The 15,521-nt window shown below is 58.7% G+C and carries 16 protein-coding genes; 13 read left to right on the top strand and 3 right to left on the bottom strand.

The annotated features are described in order from the left end of the window. Nucleotides 1-49 precede the first annotated feature (49 nt). Complete coding sequence (purB, locus tag EV561_RS22740) at nt 50-1,351, top strand: adenylosuccinate lyase (RefSeq protein WP_132524697.1); 1,302 nt, start codon at nt 50-52, stop codon at nt 1,349-1,351. Between the two features lie 76 nt (nt 1,352-1,427). On the opposite strand, the gene EV561_RS22735 is transcribed toward purB, so the two are convergent. After that, nucleotides 1,428-2,228, bottom strand: coding sequence for a DUF2189 domain-containing protein (locus EV561_RS22735; protein WP_132524695.1), 801 nt, complete (start codon nt 2,226-2,228; stop codon nt 1,428-1,430). A 252-nt stretch (nt 2,229-2,480) separates the two neighbouring features. On the opposite strand from EV561_RS22735, the gene EV561_RS22730 reads away from it, so the two are divergent. The 7 genes from EV561_RS22730 (at nt 2,481) to EV561_RS22700 (ending at nt 8,464) form a co-directional block, all read left to right on the top strand. Then, nucleotides 2,481-3,056, top strand: coding sequence for an alpha/beta hydrolase (locus tag EV561_RS22730; protein ID WP_132524693.1), 576 nt, complete (start codon nt 2,481-2,483; stop codon nt 3,054-3,056). 456 nt (nt 3,057-3,512) lie between these two features. Further along, entirely contained in the window at nt 3,513-5,747 is a 2,235-nt protein-coding gene (locus EV561_RS22725) for an EAL domain-containing protein (protein WP_245512860.1), read from the top strand. A 292-nt stretch (nt 5,748-6,039) separates the two neighbouring features. Next, nucleotides 6,040-6,804 (top strand): phosphoribosylaminoimidazolesuccinocarboxamide synthase, encoded by a 765-nt coding sequence (gene purC / locus EV561_RS22720; protein WP_132524689.1) that lies wholly within the window; start codon nt 6,040-6,042, stop codon nt 6,802-6,804. 21 nt (nt 6,805-6,825) lie between these two features. Next, nucleotides 6,826-7,068, top strand: coding sequence for a phosphoribosylformylglycinamidine synthase subunit PurS (gene purS, locus EV561_RS22715; protein ID WP_132524687.1), 243 nt, complete (start codon nt 6,826-6,828; stop codon nt 7,066-7,068). Nucleotides 7,069-7,084: 16 nt separating this feature from the next. Further along, a complete protein-coding gene (locus EV561_RS22710; RefSeq protein WP_132524686.1) occupies nt 7,085-7,339 on the top strand; it encodes a hypothetical protein in 255 nt (84 codons plus the stop codon). Further along, the gene (gene purQ / locus EV561_RS22705; protein WP_132524684.1) at nt 7,336-8,007 is read left to right on the top strand and encodes a phosphoribosylformylglycinamidine synthase subunit PurQ; all 672 of its coding nucleotides are present in this window, start codon (nt 7,336-7,338) and stop codon (nt 8,005-8,007) included. Before EV561_RS22710 ends, purQ begins: the two co-directional genes overlap by 4 nt. 58 nt (nt 8,008-8,065) lie before the next feature. Next, on the top strand, nt 8,066-8,464 hold the full coding sequence (locus EV561_RS22700; protein ID WP_132524682.1) for a hypothetical protein: 399 nt from the start codon (nt 8,066-8,068) through the stop codon (nt 8,462-8,464). A 29-nt stretch (nt 8,465-8,493) separates the two neighbouring features. On the opposite strand, the gene EV561_RS22695 is transcribed toward EV561_RS22700, so the two are convergent. Beyond that, nucleotides 8,494-8,730, bottom strand: coding sequence for a DUF1127 domain-containing protein (locus EV561_RS22695; protein ID WP_245512844.1), 237 nt, complete (start codon nt 8,728-8,730; stop codon nt 8,494-8,496). A gap of 88 nt (nt 8,731-8,818) precedes the next feature. On the opposite strand from EV561_RS22695, the gene EV561_RS22690 reads away from it, so the two are divergent. The 4 genes from EV561_RS22690 to EV561_RS22675 all read left to right on the top strand — a co-directional run bounded on the left by EV561_RS22690 (nt 8,819) and on the right by EV561_RS22675 (nt 13,639). After that, the gene (locus EV561_RS22690) at nt 8,819-10,237 is read left to right on the top strand and encodes a PLP-dependent aminotransferase family protein (protein ID WP_132524680.1); all 1,419 of its coding nucleotides are present in this window, start codon (nt 8,819-8,821) and stop codon (nt 10,235-10,237) included. A 148-nt stretch (nt 10,238-10,385) separates the two neighbouring features. After that, nucleotides 10,386-11,024 (top strand): acyloxyacyl hydrolase, encoded by a 639-nt coding sequence (locus EV561_RS22685; protein ID WP_132524678.1) that lies wholly within the window; start codon nt 10,386-10,388, stop codon nt 11,022-11,024. A gap of 130 nt (nt 11,025-11,154) precedes the next feature. After that, complete coding sequence (gene purL, locus EV561_RS22680; RefSeq protein ID WP_132524676.1) at nt 11,155-13,386, top strand: phosphoribosylformylglycinamidine synthase subunit PurL; 2,232 nt, start codon at nt 11,155-11,157, stop codon at nt 13,384-13,386. Between the two features lie 19 nt (nt 13,387-13,405). Beyond that, nucleotides 13,406-13,639 (top strand): BolA family transcriptional regulator, encoded by a 234-nt coding sequence (locus EV561_RS22675; RefSeq protein ID WP_132524674.1) that lies wholly within the window; start codon nt 13,406-13,408, stop codon nt 13,637-13,639. Here EV561_RS22675 and EV561_RS22670 read toward each other — a convergent pair. Continuing rightward, entirely contained in the window at nt 13,625-14,824 is a 1,200-nt protein-coding gene (locus EV561_RS22670) for a hypothetical protein (protein ID WP_132524672.1), read from the bottom strand. The genes EV561_RS22675 and EV561_RS22670 overlap by 15 nt on opposite strands. Before the next feature lie 325 nt (nt 14,825-15,149). Here EV561_RS22670 and grxD point away from each other — a divergent pair, with 325 nt between their 5' ends. After that, nucleotides 15,150-15,485, top strand: a complete 336-nt coding sequence (grxD, locus tag EV561_RS22665) for a Grx4 family monothiol glutaredoxin (protein WP_132524670.1) — start codon at nt 15,150-15,152, stop codon at nt 15,483-15,485. The last annotated feature ends 36 nt before the right edge of the window (nt 15,486-15,521 follow it).

Genomic DNA, 15,521 nt, shown 5'->3' with positions numbered 1-15,521 from the left:
CAGGGGCGCCAAGTACTTATTATCTGCCGTTCACGAAAGTTGAGAGCCCATGATCCCGCGCTACTCCCGACCGGAAATGGTCGCCATCTGGTCGCCCGAAACCAAATTCCGCATCTGGTTCGAGATCGAGGCCTATGCATGTGACGCGCTGGCCGAGCTTGGCGTCATACCGAAGTCGGCGGCTGCGACGATCTGGGAAAAAGGCGGCAAGGCAACCTTCGACGTCGCACGCATCGACGAAATCGAAGCTGTGACCAAGCACGATGTCATCGCCTTCCTGACGCACCTCGCCGAATTCGTCGGTCCCGACAGTCGTTTCGTGCATCAGGGCATGACGTCTTCCGACGTGCTCGACACCACGCTGAACATCCAGCTCGTGCGTGCTTCCGACATCCTGCTTGCCGATCTCGACCGCGTTCTTGCAGCTCTCAAAACTCGCGCCTTCGAGCACAAAGACACCGTCCGGATCGGCAGAAGCCACGGCATTCACGCCGAACCGACGACGATGGGCCTGACACTTGCCCGCTTTTATGCCGAAATGGACCGTAATCGTGCCCGTCTCGTCGCCGCCCGCGCCGAAATCGCTACCGGTGCGATCTCGGGCGCCGTCGGCACCTTCGCCAATATCGATCCACGCGTCGAAGAGCACGTCTGCGCCAAGCTCGGGCTGACCCCGGAGCCGGTATCGACACAGGTCATCCCGCGTGACCGCCACGCCATGTTCTTCGCAACACTCGGCGTCATTGCCTCTTCCATCGAGAATGTCGCCATCGAAATACGACACATGCAGCGCACGGAAGTGCTGGAAGCCGAAGAATTCTTCTCGCCCGGCCAGAAGGGCTCGTCTGCCATGCCGCACAAGCGCAATCCGGTTTTGACCGAAAACCTGACTGGCCTCGCACGTCTTGTGCGCATGTCGGTCGTCCCGGCCATGGAAAACGTCGCACTCTGGCACGAGCGCGATATCAGCCATTCGAGCGTGGAGCGCGCAATTGGCCCGGACACCACGATCACCCTCGACTTCGCGCTGAACCGCCTCGCCGGTGTCATTGAGAAGCTGGTAATCTATCCCGGTAACATGGAGAAGAATCTCAACAAGTTCCGCGGACTTGTTCACTCACAGCGTGTTTTGCTTGCCCTTACGCAAGCTGGTGTCTCCCGTGAAGATGCCTATCGCCTCGTGCAGCGCAATGCCATGAAGGTCTGGGAAGAAGGCAAGGACTTCCTCGAAGAGCTGCTGGCCGACACCGAAGTCCGGGCGGCGCTGTCGGAAGCGGACATTCGCGAGAAGTTCGATCTTGGCTATCACACCAAGCATGTTGACACGATCTTCAAGCGCGTCTTCGGCTAAACGCATTCTTCCAGATCAAAACGTCCCAAGCCGCCGGATGAACCGGCGGCTTTTCTGTACCAGCTTGCAATATCCCTTATGCCGCAGGGGCGATGAGTTTGCGATAGAGGTGCCAGGTCGAATGACCGAGGATCGGCATGACGACGGCGAGACCGGCAAAGATCGGTATCGTTCCGATCAGCAACAGTGCTGCGACGATCAGGCCCCATAGGGCTACCGGACCGGGATTGGCCAATGTCGCGCGCATGCTGGCATCGATCGCTGCAACTGCTCCGACATCCCGGTCGAGCAACAGCGGGAAAGTCACGACCGTCGTTGCAAGCACGATAACCGCAAACACGAAGCCGGCGAGATTACCCCAGAAAATCAATCCCATCCCTGCCCGCGTTGTCAGCACTTCCGAGATAAAAGATGAGATTGAAGCCGGCATGGCGTCGCCAAAGTAGGCCGTGTAGATCATCTGCGCGACTATCAGCCATCCGATGAAAAGCGCCAGCAGCAGAATGCCGACGGCTATGATCGACGGCAGCGCCGGCGAATAGCGGACATCGAAGGCATGCGACCAGGAGCTGTCGAGACCCATTTCCCGGCGACGGCTGATCTCATAAAGGCCTATGGCGGCAATCGGCCCCAGCAGCGCGAAGCCCGACATCAACGGAAAAAGCAACGGCAGGAGATTTGCACCGGAACTCCAGACGATCAGAACGATGCCGGCGATCGGGTACATGAGACAGAGGAAGACGTAGTGGGATGGCTTCTCGCTGAAATCTGTCAGTCCCGACTTCAGTGCGTCGCCGATATCGCTAAAGCCTATCTTGCGAACGACCGGGCGCACGAAGTTGTTGTCTGCACCGGCCATAACATGGAATGCCGTCATGGGTTTCCTCCTCCGCAGCCTGCTAGACAGCACGTTCTCCCAACGTAAAGTCGTAGCGGCAGTTTCAACGCACCATCCCCTTAGACCCCTTGGGTCAGAAAGGGCGCAAGCTTGCAGGTGGCTTAAAACTTTCGGCAAATGAGAAGGCCGACACGTTCATCGCAACCGGCATTTCACAACTCTAGCAAATTTTGCCGCATTTGTCGCCTTTTCACTTGACTTCGAACCTCTCGCTTCTCACATCGGGCCATCATGAAAGTCTCAGACGCAGATATCCTCATCATTCCCGGCTATACCAATTCCGGGCCTGATCACTGGCAAAGCCGCTGGGAGCAGAAGCTCAGCACGGCAAGGCGCGTGGAGCAGGCCGAATGGTCGAAGCCGGTCCGTGATGATTGGATGGCCCGCATCGCAGAAGAAGTGAACGCCTCGACACGTCCTGTGGTTCTGGTGGCGCACTCGCTTGGCATACCGTCTCTCGTCCACGCTATTCCGCTGTTCAAGAAGCCGGTCGCCGGTGCATTCCTGGTGGCACCGCCTGACGTCGCCAACCCGAAGATCCGGCCGAAGCATCTGATGACCTTCGGCCCCTATCCGCGTGATCCCCTGCCGTTTCCGTCAGTCACGATCGCCAGCCGCAACGATCCATTCGGAACCTACGAACACGCCGGCGACATCGCCAATAGCTGGGGTTCCCTGCTGATTGACGCAGGAGAGGCAGGCCACATCAATGCCGATTCCGGCCATGGTCCATGGCCCGAGGGGACGATGGTCTTTGCTCAATTCCTTAGCCGCCTCCGGCCGGATGCCGCTGAACTTAGCAAGTGAGTTCAGCACCTTATCGGTGGGAATAGATATAACAGCGACCACTTCTTTAAGGGAAGTTTAATGTAATAAGGGCATCGTTACGCAGGTTCTGCATGGGTGTGCCCTTTGACGTCGCTGCCGAAAGATCGACTGACCTTCCCAGATTTGAATCTCGACTTCGCAGGCATGCTCGATTTGGCGCCATTGCCAAGCATTGTCGTGCAGCGGGCCGATAATCGCGTCGTCTATGCAAACACCGCGTTTCGCCGGCTCTTCCCCAATTCGGCAAGCCTTGGCGACGCCAGGATCGATGATTTTATTCAATCGGATGAGATCGACACGCTGAACGGTCTGCTGAAGGCGGCAGCCCCAACGTCGACCCTGCTCTCCATCCATCTGGCTTCATCGGGGCAGACTATTTCCGCGCAACTATTCCTGTCGCGCATCGGCGCTGATGCTCCAGACGGCACGCAATATGTGCTTCTCCAGTTCCTGGAGGTCGGCGATCGACCGGACCGGCTTGCAGAGATAGCCGAACGCGAGGCCCGCTGGAATTCCGCTCTTATCAGTTCCGATCTCGGCGTTTGGGATCACGATTTCAAAAGCGGCCGAATGTTCTATTCGGACACCTGGCGGAAGATGCGCGGACTGAAAACGGACGAGGAATTCGAGGCCGCCCTCGGCGACTGGATCCAGGGCGTGCATCCTGATGACCGCGAACATGTCCTGCATGCGATCGAAAGACAAAATAGCGGCGATCCGGCCTATCGCATCTTCGAATATCGCGAGCGCCACAAGGACGGCCATTGGGTCTGGATCGAATGCCGCGGCGCGTCCGTGGAATGGGATGAGAATGGCGTTCCGACGCATATCATCGGCACCGATACCGATATTTCGCTGCGCAAGGCTGCGGAAGAGATGCTGGCCCATGTGTCGCGCCGTCTGGATCTTGCGCTCGAAATCTCAAGAATCGGCGTCTTCGAAGCCGACATCAACAAGGATGAGGTCGAGTGGGACGACCGCCTGCTTGCGATCTATGGCATCGATGGCACACCGAATCTGAAGCCAAGCAACTTCTGGGAAGAGACGCTCCATCCGGACGACAGGGAACGGGTGCTGAAGCGAGTGAACGACAATCTCATGGGCGACGACGGCTTTCTGCACGAATACAGGATCGTGCGCCCCGATGGCGTCGTGCGCGTCATCCGGGCCCGCGCAGCCCCCTTCGTCGACGAGCGCGGCAATCCGAAGATGATCGGCGCCAACTGGGACGTGACAGAGGAAGCGACCCTTCGCAATGAACTGCATCGCGCAAAGACGCTGGCGGAAGCCCGCAACGGCGAGTTGGAAGCGGCCAAGGAGCAGATTGAGCACATCGCCTTCCACGATCACCTGACCAGCCTCCCCAACCGTCGCTATCTCGACCACATGCTGGACCGCCGATCCCAGGAATGCCGGGCCGACGGCTCGCTTCTGGCGATCCTCCATATCGATCTTGACCGCTTCAAGCAGATCAACGACACGCTCGGGCATCGGGCCGGTGATATGATGCTGAAGCACGCAGCCGGCATACTGGTATCGGTCGCCGGCAAGGATGATTTCGTCGCCCGCATCGGCGGCGACGAGTTCGTCGTCGTCTGCAAGCGCAAGGGTTTTTCAAAGCGCATCGCAAGCATGGCCTCCCAGATCATTCGCGAGCTGTGCAAGCCTGTGCGTTACGACGGTCACGATTGCCGGTTCGGCGCCAGTATCGGTATCGCCTGCGATAGCGGCCCTCGCCTCGATGCCCACCAGCTTCTGCTGAACGCCGATATTGCTCTTTACCGAGCAAAGGCCGGCGGACGAAACCGTCATGAGTTCTTCTCGCACGACATGCAGCGCCACATCATTGCGACAAAGCAATTGTCTGACGAAATCTTGCGAGGTCTGGAGCGGCACGAATTCGTTCCCTTTTACCAGCCGCAGTTCTGCGCCCGCTCGCTCGATGTGGTCGGTATCGAAACATTGGCGCGGTGGCAGCATCCGGTTTTCGGCCTGATGACGCCGGACAAGTTCCTTTCGATTGCCGAGGATCTCGATGTTGTCTCGACCATTGACGGCCTCATCCTGGAGCAGGCCCTCCGTGACCATGCCGAATGGCGCGATGCCGGCATCGATATCGCAAAGATTTCGGTCAATGTTTCGTCGCGGCGGCTGGCTGATCCGGGCTTGGGTAAAAGCCTCCGCGCGCTGAAGGTAAAGCCGGGAATTCTTGCCTTCGAATTGCTGGAATCCATCTCGCTCGACGACTGTGACGAGGCCTCGACGGCCAATCTTGCGCTTCTGCGCAGGCTGGGCATCGATATCGAGATCGATGACTTCGGAACGGGCCACGCCTCCATTGTCAGTCTGCTTCGGCTGAGCCCTGCATCCCTGAAGATCGATCGAGAGTTGGTCAAGCCCCTGCCCCATTCCGCCGAGCAGCGAAAGCTCGTCGGATCGATCATCGATATCGGCCATTCGCTGAATATCAGGGTCACCGCCGAAGGGGTGGAAACCCCGGAACATGTCCACATCCTGGGCGACCTTGGCTGCGACCAACTCCAGGGTTTTGCGCTGGCCCGCCCGATGAAGGCGGCGGATATGCCGAATTTCATACGCAGCGAAAGCTGGCGCGGCAACGAGCGTGGTGCAAGGGCTACCCAGAAGAAGCTCGAGCAATCCCTTCGCTGAGCCGGCAAACTCCGTCGTCCTGCGATCTTCCCACACAAAACCAGGTAAAAGTGGCGATTGCGCTTCCTATATATTGTGCAGCAACGGGTGCATTCATTTCTTCGTCAAAGAAAAGCCTGTAGAACATGAGATGAAAATACCCGATTCTCGCAGCGGTATATGGCCGCTCGGCGAAATCCCGAGGAAGGAGGCGCTGGCCGATTGTGAATTTCCTTCTTTTCCTTTAAGGGGACGCCCAAAGATCGATCCACTTGCGCTGTTCGAAGAGCGCCAACTACAGAGAAAAGTGAAGATGAACCGTCGCCGCCGTATTTACGAAGGCAAGGCTAAGATCCTTTACGAGGGTCCCGAACCGGGCACGCTGATCCAGTTTTTCAAGGATGACGCTACCGCTTTCAACAAGAAGAAACACGAAGTCATCGATGGCAAGGGTGTCCTGAACAACCGGATCTCCGAGTATATATTCAGCCATCTGAACAAGATCGGCATCCCCACGCACTTCATCCGCCGCCTGAACATGCGCGAGCAGTTGATCAAGGAAGTGGAAATGATTCCGCTTGAGATCGTCGTGCGCAACGTTGCCGCCGGCTCGCTCGCTGAACGCCTGGGCATCGAGGAAGGCGTGGTGCTTCCGCGCTCGATCATCGAGTTCTACTACAAGTCGGATGCCCTCAACGACCCGATGGTCTCGGAGGAGCACATCACAGCTTTCGGCTGGGCCAATCCGGCTGAGCTTGACGACATCATGGCGCTCGCCATCCGCGTCAACGACTTCATGACCGGCCTCTTCCTTGGCGTTGGCATCCAGCTCGTCGATTTCAAGATCGAGTGCGGTCGCCTGTTCGAAGGCGACATGATGCGCATTATCCTCGCCGATGAAATCTCGCCGGATAGCTGCCGCCTCTGGGACATCGAGACGCACGAAAAGATGGACAAGGACCGTTTCCGCCGTGATATGGGCGGGCTTCTGGAAGCCTATTCGGAAGTGGCTCGTCGTCTCGGCATCATCAACGAGAACGAGCCCGTGCGCGGCACGGGACCGGTTCTGGTCAAGTAAAAGGCATATGGAAGGACAATCGTGATCAAGGCTCGTGTTACCGTTACGCTGAAGAACGGCGTTCTCGATCCGCAGGGCAAGGCAATCGAAGGCGCGCTCGGCGCCCTCGGCTTTGAAGGCGTTGACCAGGTCCGTCAGGGAAAGGTCTTCGACCTCGAACTTGCCGGCGTCGACAAGGCGAAGGCCGAGGCTGATCTCAAGGCCATGTGCGATAAACTCCTCGCCAACACGGTGATCGAGAACTATAGTATTTCTCTCGACTGATGGTTGCGGGGATGCGATGACTGAACAACAGGAATTGATGTTCGAGATTCTGAGGAAAATTCAGACTGACATCGCTTTCCTGAGAGATGGGCAGCGCGACATGCGTCATGACATCAACAGTCTCCGCAACCATATGCATGTCATGCAAGGCGATATCAACAATTTGCATTCTGTTCAGACGCAGGTGCTGGACCGCCTTGAACGCATCGAAAACCGCCTCGAATTGCGTGAACTCGCAGAAGCACAAGCAAGGTTTGAACCTCACCCATGAAGTCAGCAGTCGTACAGCTTCCCGGCCTCAATCGTGATCGCGACATGATCGCCGCCCTTACCAAGATCTCGGGAGTAGCCCCTGTTACGGTCTGGCAGACGGAGACCGAGATTCCGGATGTAGATCTCATCGTCATTCCGGGCGGCTTCTCCTATGGAGACTATCTCCGCTGCGGCGCGATCGCAGCCCGCATGCCTGTCATGCAGGCGATCAAGGAGAAGGCGAACAAAGGCGTGAAGGTGCTTGGCGTCTGCAACGGTTTCCAGATCCTGGTCGAAGCCGGCATGCTGCCCGGCGCTCTGATGCGCAATGCCTCCCTGAAATTCGTCTGCAAGCAGATCAAGCTCGAAGTCGTCAACGCCGAGACCGACTTCACCCGCGCCTATGCGAAGGGTCAGATCATCCGCTGCCCGATCGCCCACCACGACGGCAATTATTTCGCCGACGCCGAGACCCTGGCCCGGATCGAAGGGGAAGGTCAGGTTGTGTTCCGCTATGCAGAAGGAACCAATCCGAACGGCTCCATCAACGATATCGCCGCCGTTATGAATGCGCAGGGCAATGTGCTCGGCATGATGCCGCATCCCGAAAATCTCATTGAAGCCGCCCATGGCGGTGCTGACGGGCGCGGGCTTTTCGCTTCCGCGCTGGATGTCATCGCAGCCTGATCAAACAGGCTGCATTCCCCCGCATGCTCCCTCAAAGCCGATCCCGAAAGAGAGATTGATGCGTCATCCTTCCGTCGCCCTCCGCATGTCCGTCCTCCTTGCCGTTCTCGGCGCTCTGGTGGCGTCCTGCCAGTCGCATGCGCCGGTCGTGACAACCGATAAGGACGCGCTGTCGACGATGGAACGCATCATGCTGAGCGCGAACGCCTGCTGGTTCAAGTCGGCCAATCCGACCTTTGCAAAATATCAACTGGCGCCGGAGCTCAATTCGTATACCGGCCGGCCGCGTATCCTGATCGTCGATCGCGGCCACCCGACCGGCCGGCCCTCACTGGTCGTTCAGGCGGAAGGCAATCCGGCCAAGCTCGAGGCCTTCGGTCCGATGATGAGCGGCGCTTCTGCCGCCCAGATCACCGGCGACGTCAACCGCTGGGCCAACGGCAACAAGGGCTGCTGAGCAGCCGTCGCATCCAGCTCCATCGTGGATCAATCCCAGAAGAATGATTTACTGACCTCGGTCCTCGCCTCGCGACGTGTGATCCCGATGTCATTGAGCTGATCGTCGGTCAGATCGCGCAGCGTCCGCCTGCTTTCACGCTTTTCGTACCAAGTCCAAAGTAGATGGCAAAAACGGTGAAATACGCCCTTCAAGGAAAGTGAAGCTGCGCGCGGACGCGATTGGTGCGCCGCTCTCTCAATTGTATTTATTGTATCCATTGCCATCGTCGATTCGATATTGGACTCGCTACATTCGCGTCGAATTGACCCTATTCTTGACAATGGGTAGGGATCAATCTATCAAATTGTCCCCATGACAAACTGGCTACCAGACCTATCGAGCGGCGTTGGCCCCGTTTATATCCGAGTTGCGGACAGTATCGAATCCGCGATCAGCCATGGCGTTTTGCCGCCCGGCACCAAGCTCCCGCCTCAGCGCAATCTTGCCTATGACATAGGGGTGACAATCGGGACAATCAGCCGGGCCTATGCGCTGGTTCACGAACGAGGACTGGTCGCAGGCGAGGTCGGGCGTGGCACCTACGTGTTGGATCGCGCCAACAGCAAACCCATCGAGCAAGCCGATCCCATTACCCAGGCACTCGCCGGCACCCGAGGCTTCGATGCGCCGGGCGACAAGATTCGCTTCGACACAACGGCGGCGCCCGACATCGGTCAGGGCGAAATCATCGGTCGGCTCTTCACGGAAATCAGCCGGGACCATCAGCTTGAGATTTCGTCCTATTCGCGGAACTTCCCAGCGAGTTGGTTTGCGGCGGGACGCGCCTGGCTTGGCCGCAATGGCTGGTATCCCGACGTGGAGAATGTCGTGCCGACACTCGGCGCCCATGCCGCTGCAATCGCAGTCATCTCCGCCGTCACCTCCCCCGGCGACAAGATCGTCTTTGAAAATCTGACCTATACCCAGGTCAGCCGCGGCGCTCGGCTTCTCGGGCGAAGATCGATCCTTGTCGATTCCGACGAGCAGGGCATCATCCCGGATGATTTTGAGCGCGTCTGCCAGCAGCAGCACCCGCGTCTGGCCTTCCTGATGCCGACCGCGCACAATCCGACGGTCGCCACCATGCCCGAAGCGAGACGCAGGGCAATCATTGCAATCGCTCGCCGCCACAGCGTCTGGCTGATCGAGGACGACCTCTACGGCGGCATGACGCAGGACCAGAACCCGCTGATCGCAAGCCTTGCGCCGGAACGCACCTTCCTGGTCAGTGGCCTATCGAAGGCGGTAACGGCGGGCGTGCGAGGCGGCTGGGTCGCCTGCCCGCAGCATTTTGCCCAGCGCATCAGGATCACGCACAAGATGACGACGGGCGGCCTGCCCTTCATCCTGGCTGAGACCGGTGCCCGGCTGGTGCTCGAGGGCCACGCGGAAGCGCTGCGCCGCAAAAGCGCGGAGGAGATCCGTGCCCGCGAAGCGCTGGCGCGCGAAATCCTGGCCGGTTCCGATTTCAATTCTCATCCGCATGTACCGTTTCTCTGGCTGAAGCTGCCCGAGCCCTGGCTATCCGGCACGTTCAAGAATGCAGCCCTGGCCGACGGCGTTCTGGTGGATGACGAAGACGAATTCAAAGCGGGGCGCACCGACAAAGTCTACCATCGCGTTCGCGTTGCATTCTCCTCTCCGCAAGGTCGCGAGGAGGTTGCTGCCGGTCTGATGACCCTTCGCCGGCTATTGGACAATGGCTCTGCAAGCTACGATAGCTATAGCTGATTTTGCTAGCGCAACAGCTGCTGTTGCGGTTTTACATCAGCAATTTCAAATACCTCATCGAAATACCAAGCCTCCTTTACCATCTCGCTCGCGATGCTAGGAATTGCGTAGCCTGCCCGCGAGTCGCGGGTTTCTTGAGGATTCTTGCATGAGCCTGCACGTCGATCTCGTTAGACGTTTTTCGAGAAACGCATTGTCCGCTTTTGTGCTTTTGAGTTCAGTTGCTATTGCCTATCAGCCAGCTTCTGGTGCCGATCTTCAGCCTGCATCGGCCCCTCCCGCAGCCCCCGCGGCTGCTCCCGCCCCAAAGATTTTTGATGAATTGCGCTTTGGCTTGAGCGGTTCGATTGAGGACGGTCACGATCGCGAAGACGGCGTCATGCCCGACGTGATGGTCCTGTTCAATCCGTTTGGCTATAATCCGGCCGACGACTGGAAAGGCCAGCTCCTCCATCCGCGCATCCATATCGGCACGTCGATCGGCACGACCCATACCGCAGCGCAGCAGCTTTATGGTGGCCTGAGCTGGACACTGACAAATCCCAACGGCTTCTTCACCGAAGCGGGCTTTGGCGGCGTCGTCCACAACGGCAACCTGACGGACGAAAACGATGGTCCGAAGCTCGGCTGTCATCTGCTCTTCCACGAATATCTCGGCGCCGGCTATAATTTCGACAGCCACTGGAGCCTGATGGCCCAGGTTGCCCACTCCTCGCACGCCAATCTTTGCGACGGCCCGAATGGCGGCATGACCCGCGCCGGTCTCATGGTTGGCTACAAGTTCTAAGCCTCAGCTGAATTCATGATCTATTCTGCATGGCCGTCCTGTGAAGGGCGGCCATTTTCCTGTCGCATGACCTCTTCACTTGCGCTAAAGAGACGCCAATCCCGTCACCGGCAAGGACTCTCTCGCGCTCATGACAATTTCCAATACGATCCAGATCACCCCGGAACTCATTGCTTCGCACGGCCTAAAGCCGGATGAGTACCAGCGCATATTGGATCTGATCGGTCGCGAGCCGACGTTCACCGAGCTCGGTATCTTCTCGGCCATGTGGAACGAGCACTGCTCCTACAAATCCTCTAAGAAGTGGCTGCGCACCCTGCCGACCAAGGGGCCGCGCGTTATCCAGGGCCCGGGTGAAAATGCCGGCGTCGTCGATATCGATGATGGCGACTGCGTGGTCTTCAAGATGGAGAGCCACAACCACCCCTCCTATATCGAGCCCTATCAGGGTGCGGCGACCGGCGTCGGCGGCATCCTGCGCGACGTCTTCACCATGGGCGCCCGCCCGATTGCAGCCATGAACGCGCTCCGCTTCGGCGAGCCAGATCATCCGAAGACCCGCCACCTCGTCTCCGGCGTCGTCTCCGGCGTCGGCGGCTACGGCAATTCCTTCGGCGTGCCGACCGTCGGCGGTGAAGTCGAATTCGACGCGCGCTACAACGGCAATATCCTGGTCAACGCTTTCGCGGCAGGCCTTGCAAAGTCCAATGCCATCTTCCTGTCGGAAGCCAAGGGCGTCGGCCTCCCCGTCGTTTATCTCGGCGCCAAGACCGGCCGCGACGGCGTCGGCGGCGCGACCATGGCATCGGCGGAATTCGACGAATCGATCGAGGAGAAGCGCCCGACCGTCCAGGTCGGCGACCCCTTTACCGAAAAGTGCCTGCTGGAAGCCTGCCTGGAACTGATGCAGACGGGCGCCGTTATCGCCATCCAGGACATGGGTGCGGCCGGCCTCACCTGCTCTGCCGTCGAAATGGGCGCCAAGGGCGATCTCGGCATCGAGCTGCAGCTCGACAAGGTTCCAGTCCGCGAAGAGCGGATGACCGCCTATGAAATGATGCTGTCGGAAAGCCAGGAGCGCATGCTCATGGTTCTGCAGCCGGAGAAGGAAGACGAGGCCAAGGCGATCTTCGTCAAATGGGGCCTCGATTTTGCGATCGTCGGCAAGACGACGGACGACCTGCGTTTCCGCGTCATCCATCAGGGCGAGGAAGTCGCCAACCTGCCGATCAAGGACCTCGGCGATCAGGCGCCGGAATATGACCGTCCGTGGCGTGAAGCGGACAAGCGCGCCGCCCTGCCCGCAAATCTCGTTGCCGCTCCCAAGGATTATGGCCAGGCCTTGCTGACGCTGGTCGGCTCGGCCAATCAGTCCAGCCGCCGTTGGGTCTACGAGCAATATGACACGCTGATCCAGGGCAACTCGCTGCAACTTCCAGGTGGCGATGCCGGTGTCGTTCGCGTCGAAGGCCATGCCACCAAGGCGCTTGCGTTCTCGTCGGACGTCACGCCGCGCTACGTCGAGGCGGATCCCTTCGAAGGCGGCAAGCAGGCTGTTGCCGAATGCTGGAGAAACATCACGGCAACCGGGGCCGAGCCTTTGGCTGCAACGGATAACCTCAATTTCGGCAATCCGGAAAAGCCTGAGATCATGGGCCAATTCGTCGGCGCCATCAGAGGCATCGGCGAAGCCTGCCGCGCGCTCGATTTCCCGATCGTTTCGGGTAACGTCTCGCTCTATAACGAGACCAATGGCGTCGGGATCCTGCCGACCCCAACGATTGCCGGCGTCGGCTTGCTGCCGGACTGGAGCAAGATGGCCCGTATCGGCAGCGCATCCGATGGCGACAGCGTCCTGCTGATCGGCGTAGACGGCAACCACCTCGGCTCGTCGATCTACTTGCGCGATATAATCGGTCAGTCGGATGGTCCCGCTCCGGAGGTCGATCTTTTCGCCGAACGCCGTAACGGCGACTTCGTTCGCTCCGCGATCCGCAACGGCCAGGTCACCGCCTGCCACGACCTGTCCTCAGGCGGGCTCGCGCTGGCACTCGCCGAGATGGCCATAGCGTCGAACAAGGGATTGCAGCTCAGCCTCAGCGAATGCAAGGGAGCACCTCACGCTCTCCTTTTCGGCGAGGACCAGGCGCGCTACGTCATCACAGTACCGGCAGACCTTGCGAACTTCGTCTGCCTCAACGCCGAGGGCGCCGGTATTCCTTTCCGACGACTGGGTACCGTTGGCGGCGATGCGCTGGTGATCGACGATCTGATGTCGGTACCGGTTCAGCAGTTGCGCGAGGCACATGAATCGTGGTTTCCTGCATTCATGGCCGGCGAAACGCTCGTCGCGGCCGAATGAGAATAAGGAATAGCCCCGCATGCCGATGAATCCCGGCGATATCGAAGACATGATCAAGGCGGGCATACCCGGCGCTAAGGTGACGATTCGTGACCTGGCCGGGGATGGTGACCACTATGCTGCGGAAGTCGTGGCAGAAGCTTTTCGCGGCAAGAGCCGCGTGCAGCAGCACCAGATGGTCTACAATGCGCTGCAGGGCAATATGGGCGGCGTGCTGCACGCCCTTGCCCTGCAGACATCAGCCCCCGATTGAGGCAACGCGCTCTGCCGGCCCCTCGCCGGCAAGCGCCAGGCTCGGCATGTTTGCCCGCGTGAACGTTGCAAATGCCGAGGCAGGCAATGGCCCCGCCGTCATCAGGGTGAAATCGAAAGCCGCCCGCTCATCGGGACCCAATACATATTGGCGATGAACGCGCAGTAGATCCCGCTTGATCTTGCGATAATGCTCTTCGGTGAGCATGGTCTTGAAACGTACTGTGGTGATAGCCGCCTGCGGCGCAGCCTTGTGACCGCAAACCGCCACGACTGGCACCTTGTAGAAGTGGATCGCATCGGTCAGGCAATGAACGTCGATCCAGTGTATGTTCTGGCAGCGGGCGAGCAACCCGACACGTGAACGCAAGACGTGGGCCGACCGCAGCAGCGCACATTGCAATATGGCGCTGCCAAGCGATGTGAACACGACGCGCTTGTCGGCGAAAAGCTCGGGCTCCTGCTCGAGAAGCAGTCCGATCACATGCACGGCAATGCTGGACCCCATACTATGTGACGAGATGACATATTCATCCGCCGGCTCTTCCAGCGCGCGCCGTGCGCTTGTCGCGCAGGCTTCGATCCACTGCTGAGCGCTCAGCCGATTCAGCCCGGCCATGGCCACCGCCAGCTCCCAATCCGCAAACAGATGCAGCGTATGAAAACGCGCTGCAAAAGGCAGGAAGGCGAAAATCATGAACGCTGCCGCAAGCGGTGCGCTCCAGAGAAAATGCCAGACTGAAAGCTCGGCTGCATAAGGCGCCGCAACGATTGCTGCGGCGATGGCCAGACCAACAAACATCAGAAGAAACGGAAAGATGAAGAACAGGCCGAATCGCCAAGCATGACGAAAATAGCCGAAAAGCCCGCCACCGACCGCAACACGCGCAGCTGCCAGATAGCCCTGGACAACCCGGGAGAAGAAATTGCGGCCGTTCAAACGACCGACGAACTCATCGTGATCCAGGATGTGAACTCGGCTAAGCGTCTGCCATGCCGCGCCGCTGGTCTTCACATCAAAATAAGGCGCCATCCCGAAAGGCTGAAGCTGGCCGACATCGGCCGAATAGTCCCATGCCTTGGCACTTTGCTTCGCAGAGCGGTCGTAGCGGGCACGATGGGCAGAAGCGTCGAGGGGCTCAAAACCAGGGAAGTGAAGGACCACCCTCTTTTTAATGGGATTCATTATAATTTACATGTCCAAACAGAGAGATGCGGAATGCAGACGGAACCTTCGCACATCATTGCCTTCCGGCTTTTTAATGGCAGGCTGGAATCGAAACGGTGCTGCGTTAAGGTGACCGCAACGCCTGAGACGGGAGACATCCCATATCAAGTCAGGCGGCCGGGTTCAAACATCGAGACATTGCTGAACTGTTGCCTACACGCATCGGTTTACCGATTAAAAAAACCTGCCATGCATTATTGCGACTGGAAAACAAACTCCCACATGCTATCTAAAATGCACGAACGAACTGCGGGCCTTGAACCCGTATGTGAAAGGAAAAGAAATGAGCGGAATTAACGAATTCATCGACAACGAGGTCAAGAGCAACGACGTTGTTCTCTTCATGAAGGGCACCCCGCAGTTCCCGCAGTGCGGTTTCTCGGGTCAGGTCGTGCAGATTCTTGACTACATCGGCGTCGGCTACAAGGGCATCAACGTTCTTGCTGATTCGGAAATCCGCCAGGGCATCAAGGATTACTCCAACTGGCCCACCATTCCGCAGCTCTACGTAAAGGGCGAATTTATTGGCGGTTGCGACATCATCCGGGAAATGTTCCAGGCCGGTGAATTGCAGCAGCACTTCGAGGAAAACGGCATCAGCGTTCGCGGCGCCGCTTGACCGGTTACCGGACCTTTTCGTCCGGTTTCCATAGCT

Source organism: Rhizobium sp. BK376 (assembly GCF_004341625.1).
In the GTDB taxonomy this organism is placed as follows: domain Bacteria; phylum Pseudomonadota; class Alphaproteobacteria; order Rhizobiales; family Rhizobiaceae; genus Rhizobium.
This window is presented reverse-complemented; position numbering and strand designations above follow the sequence as displayed.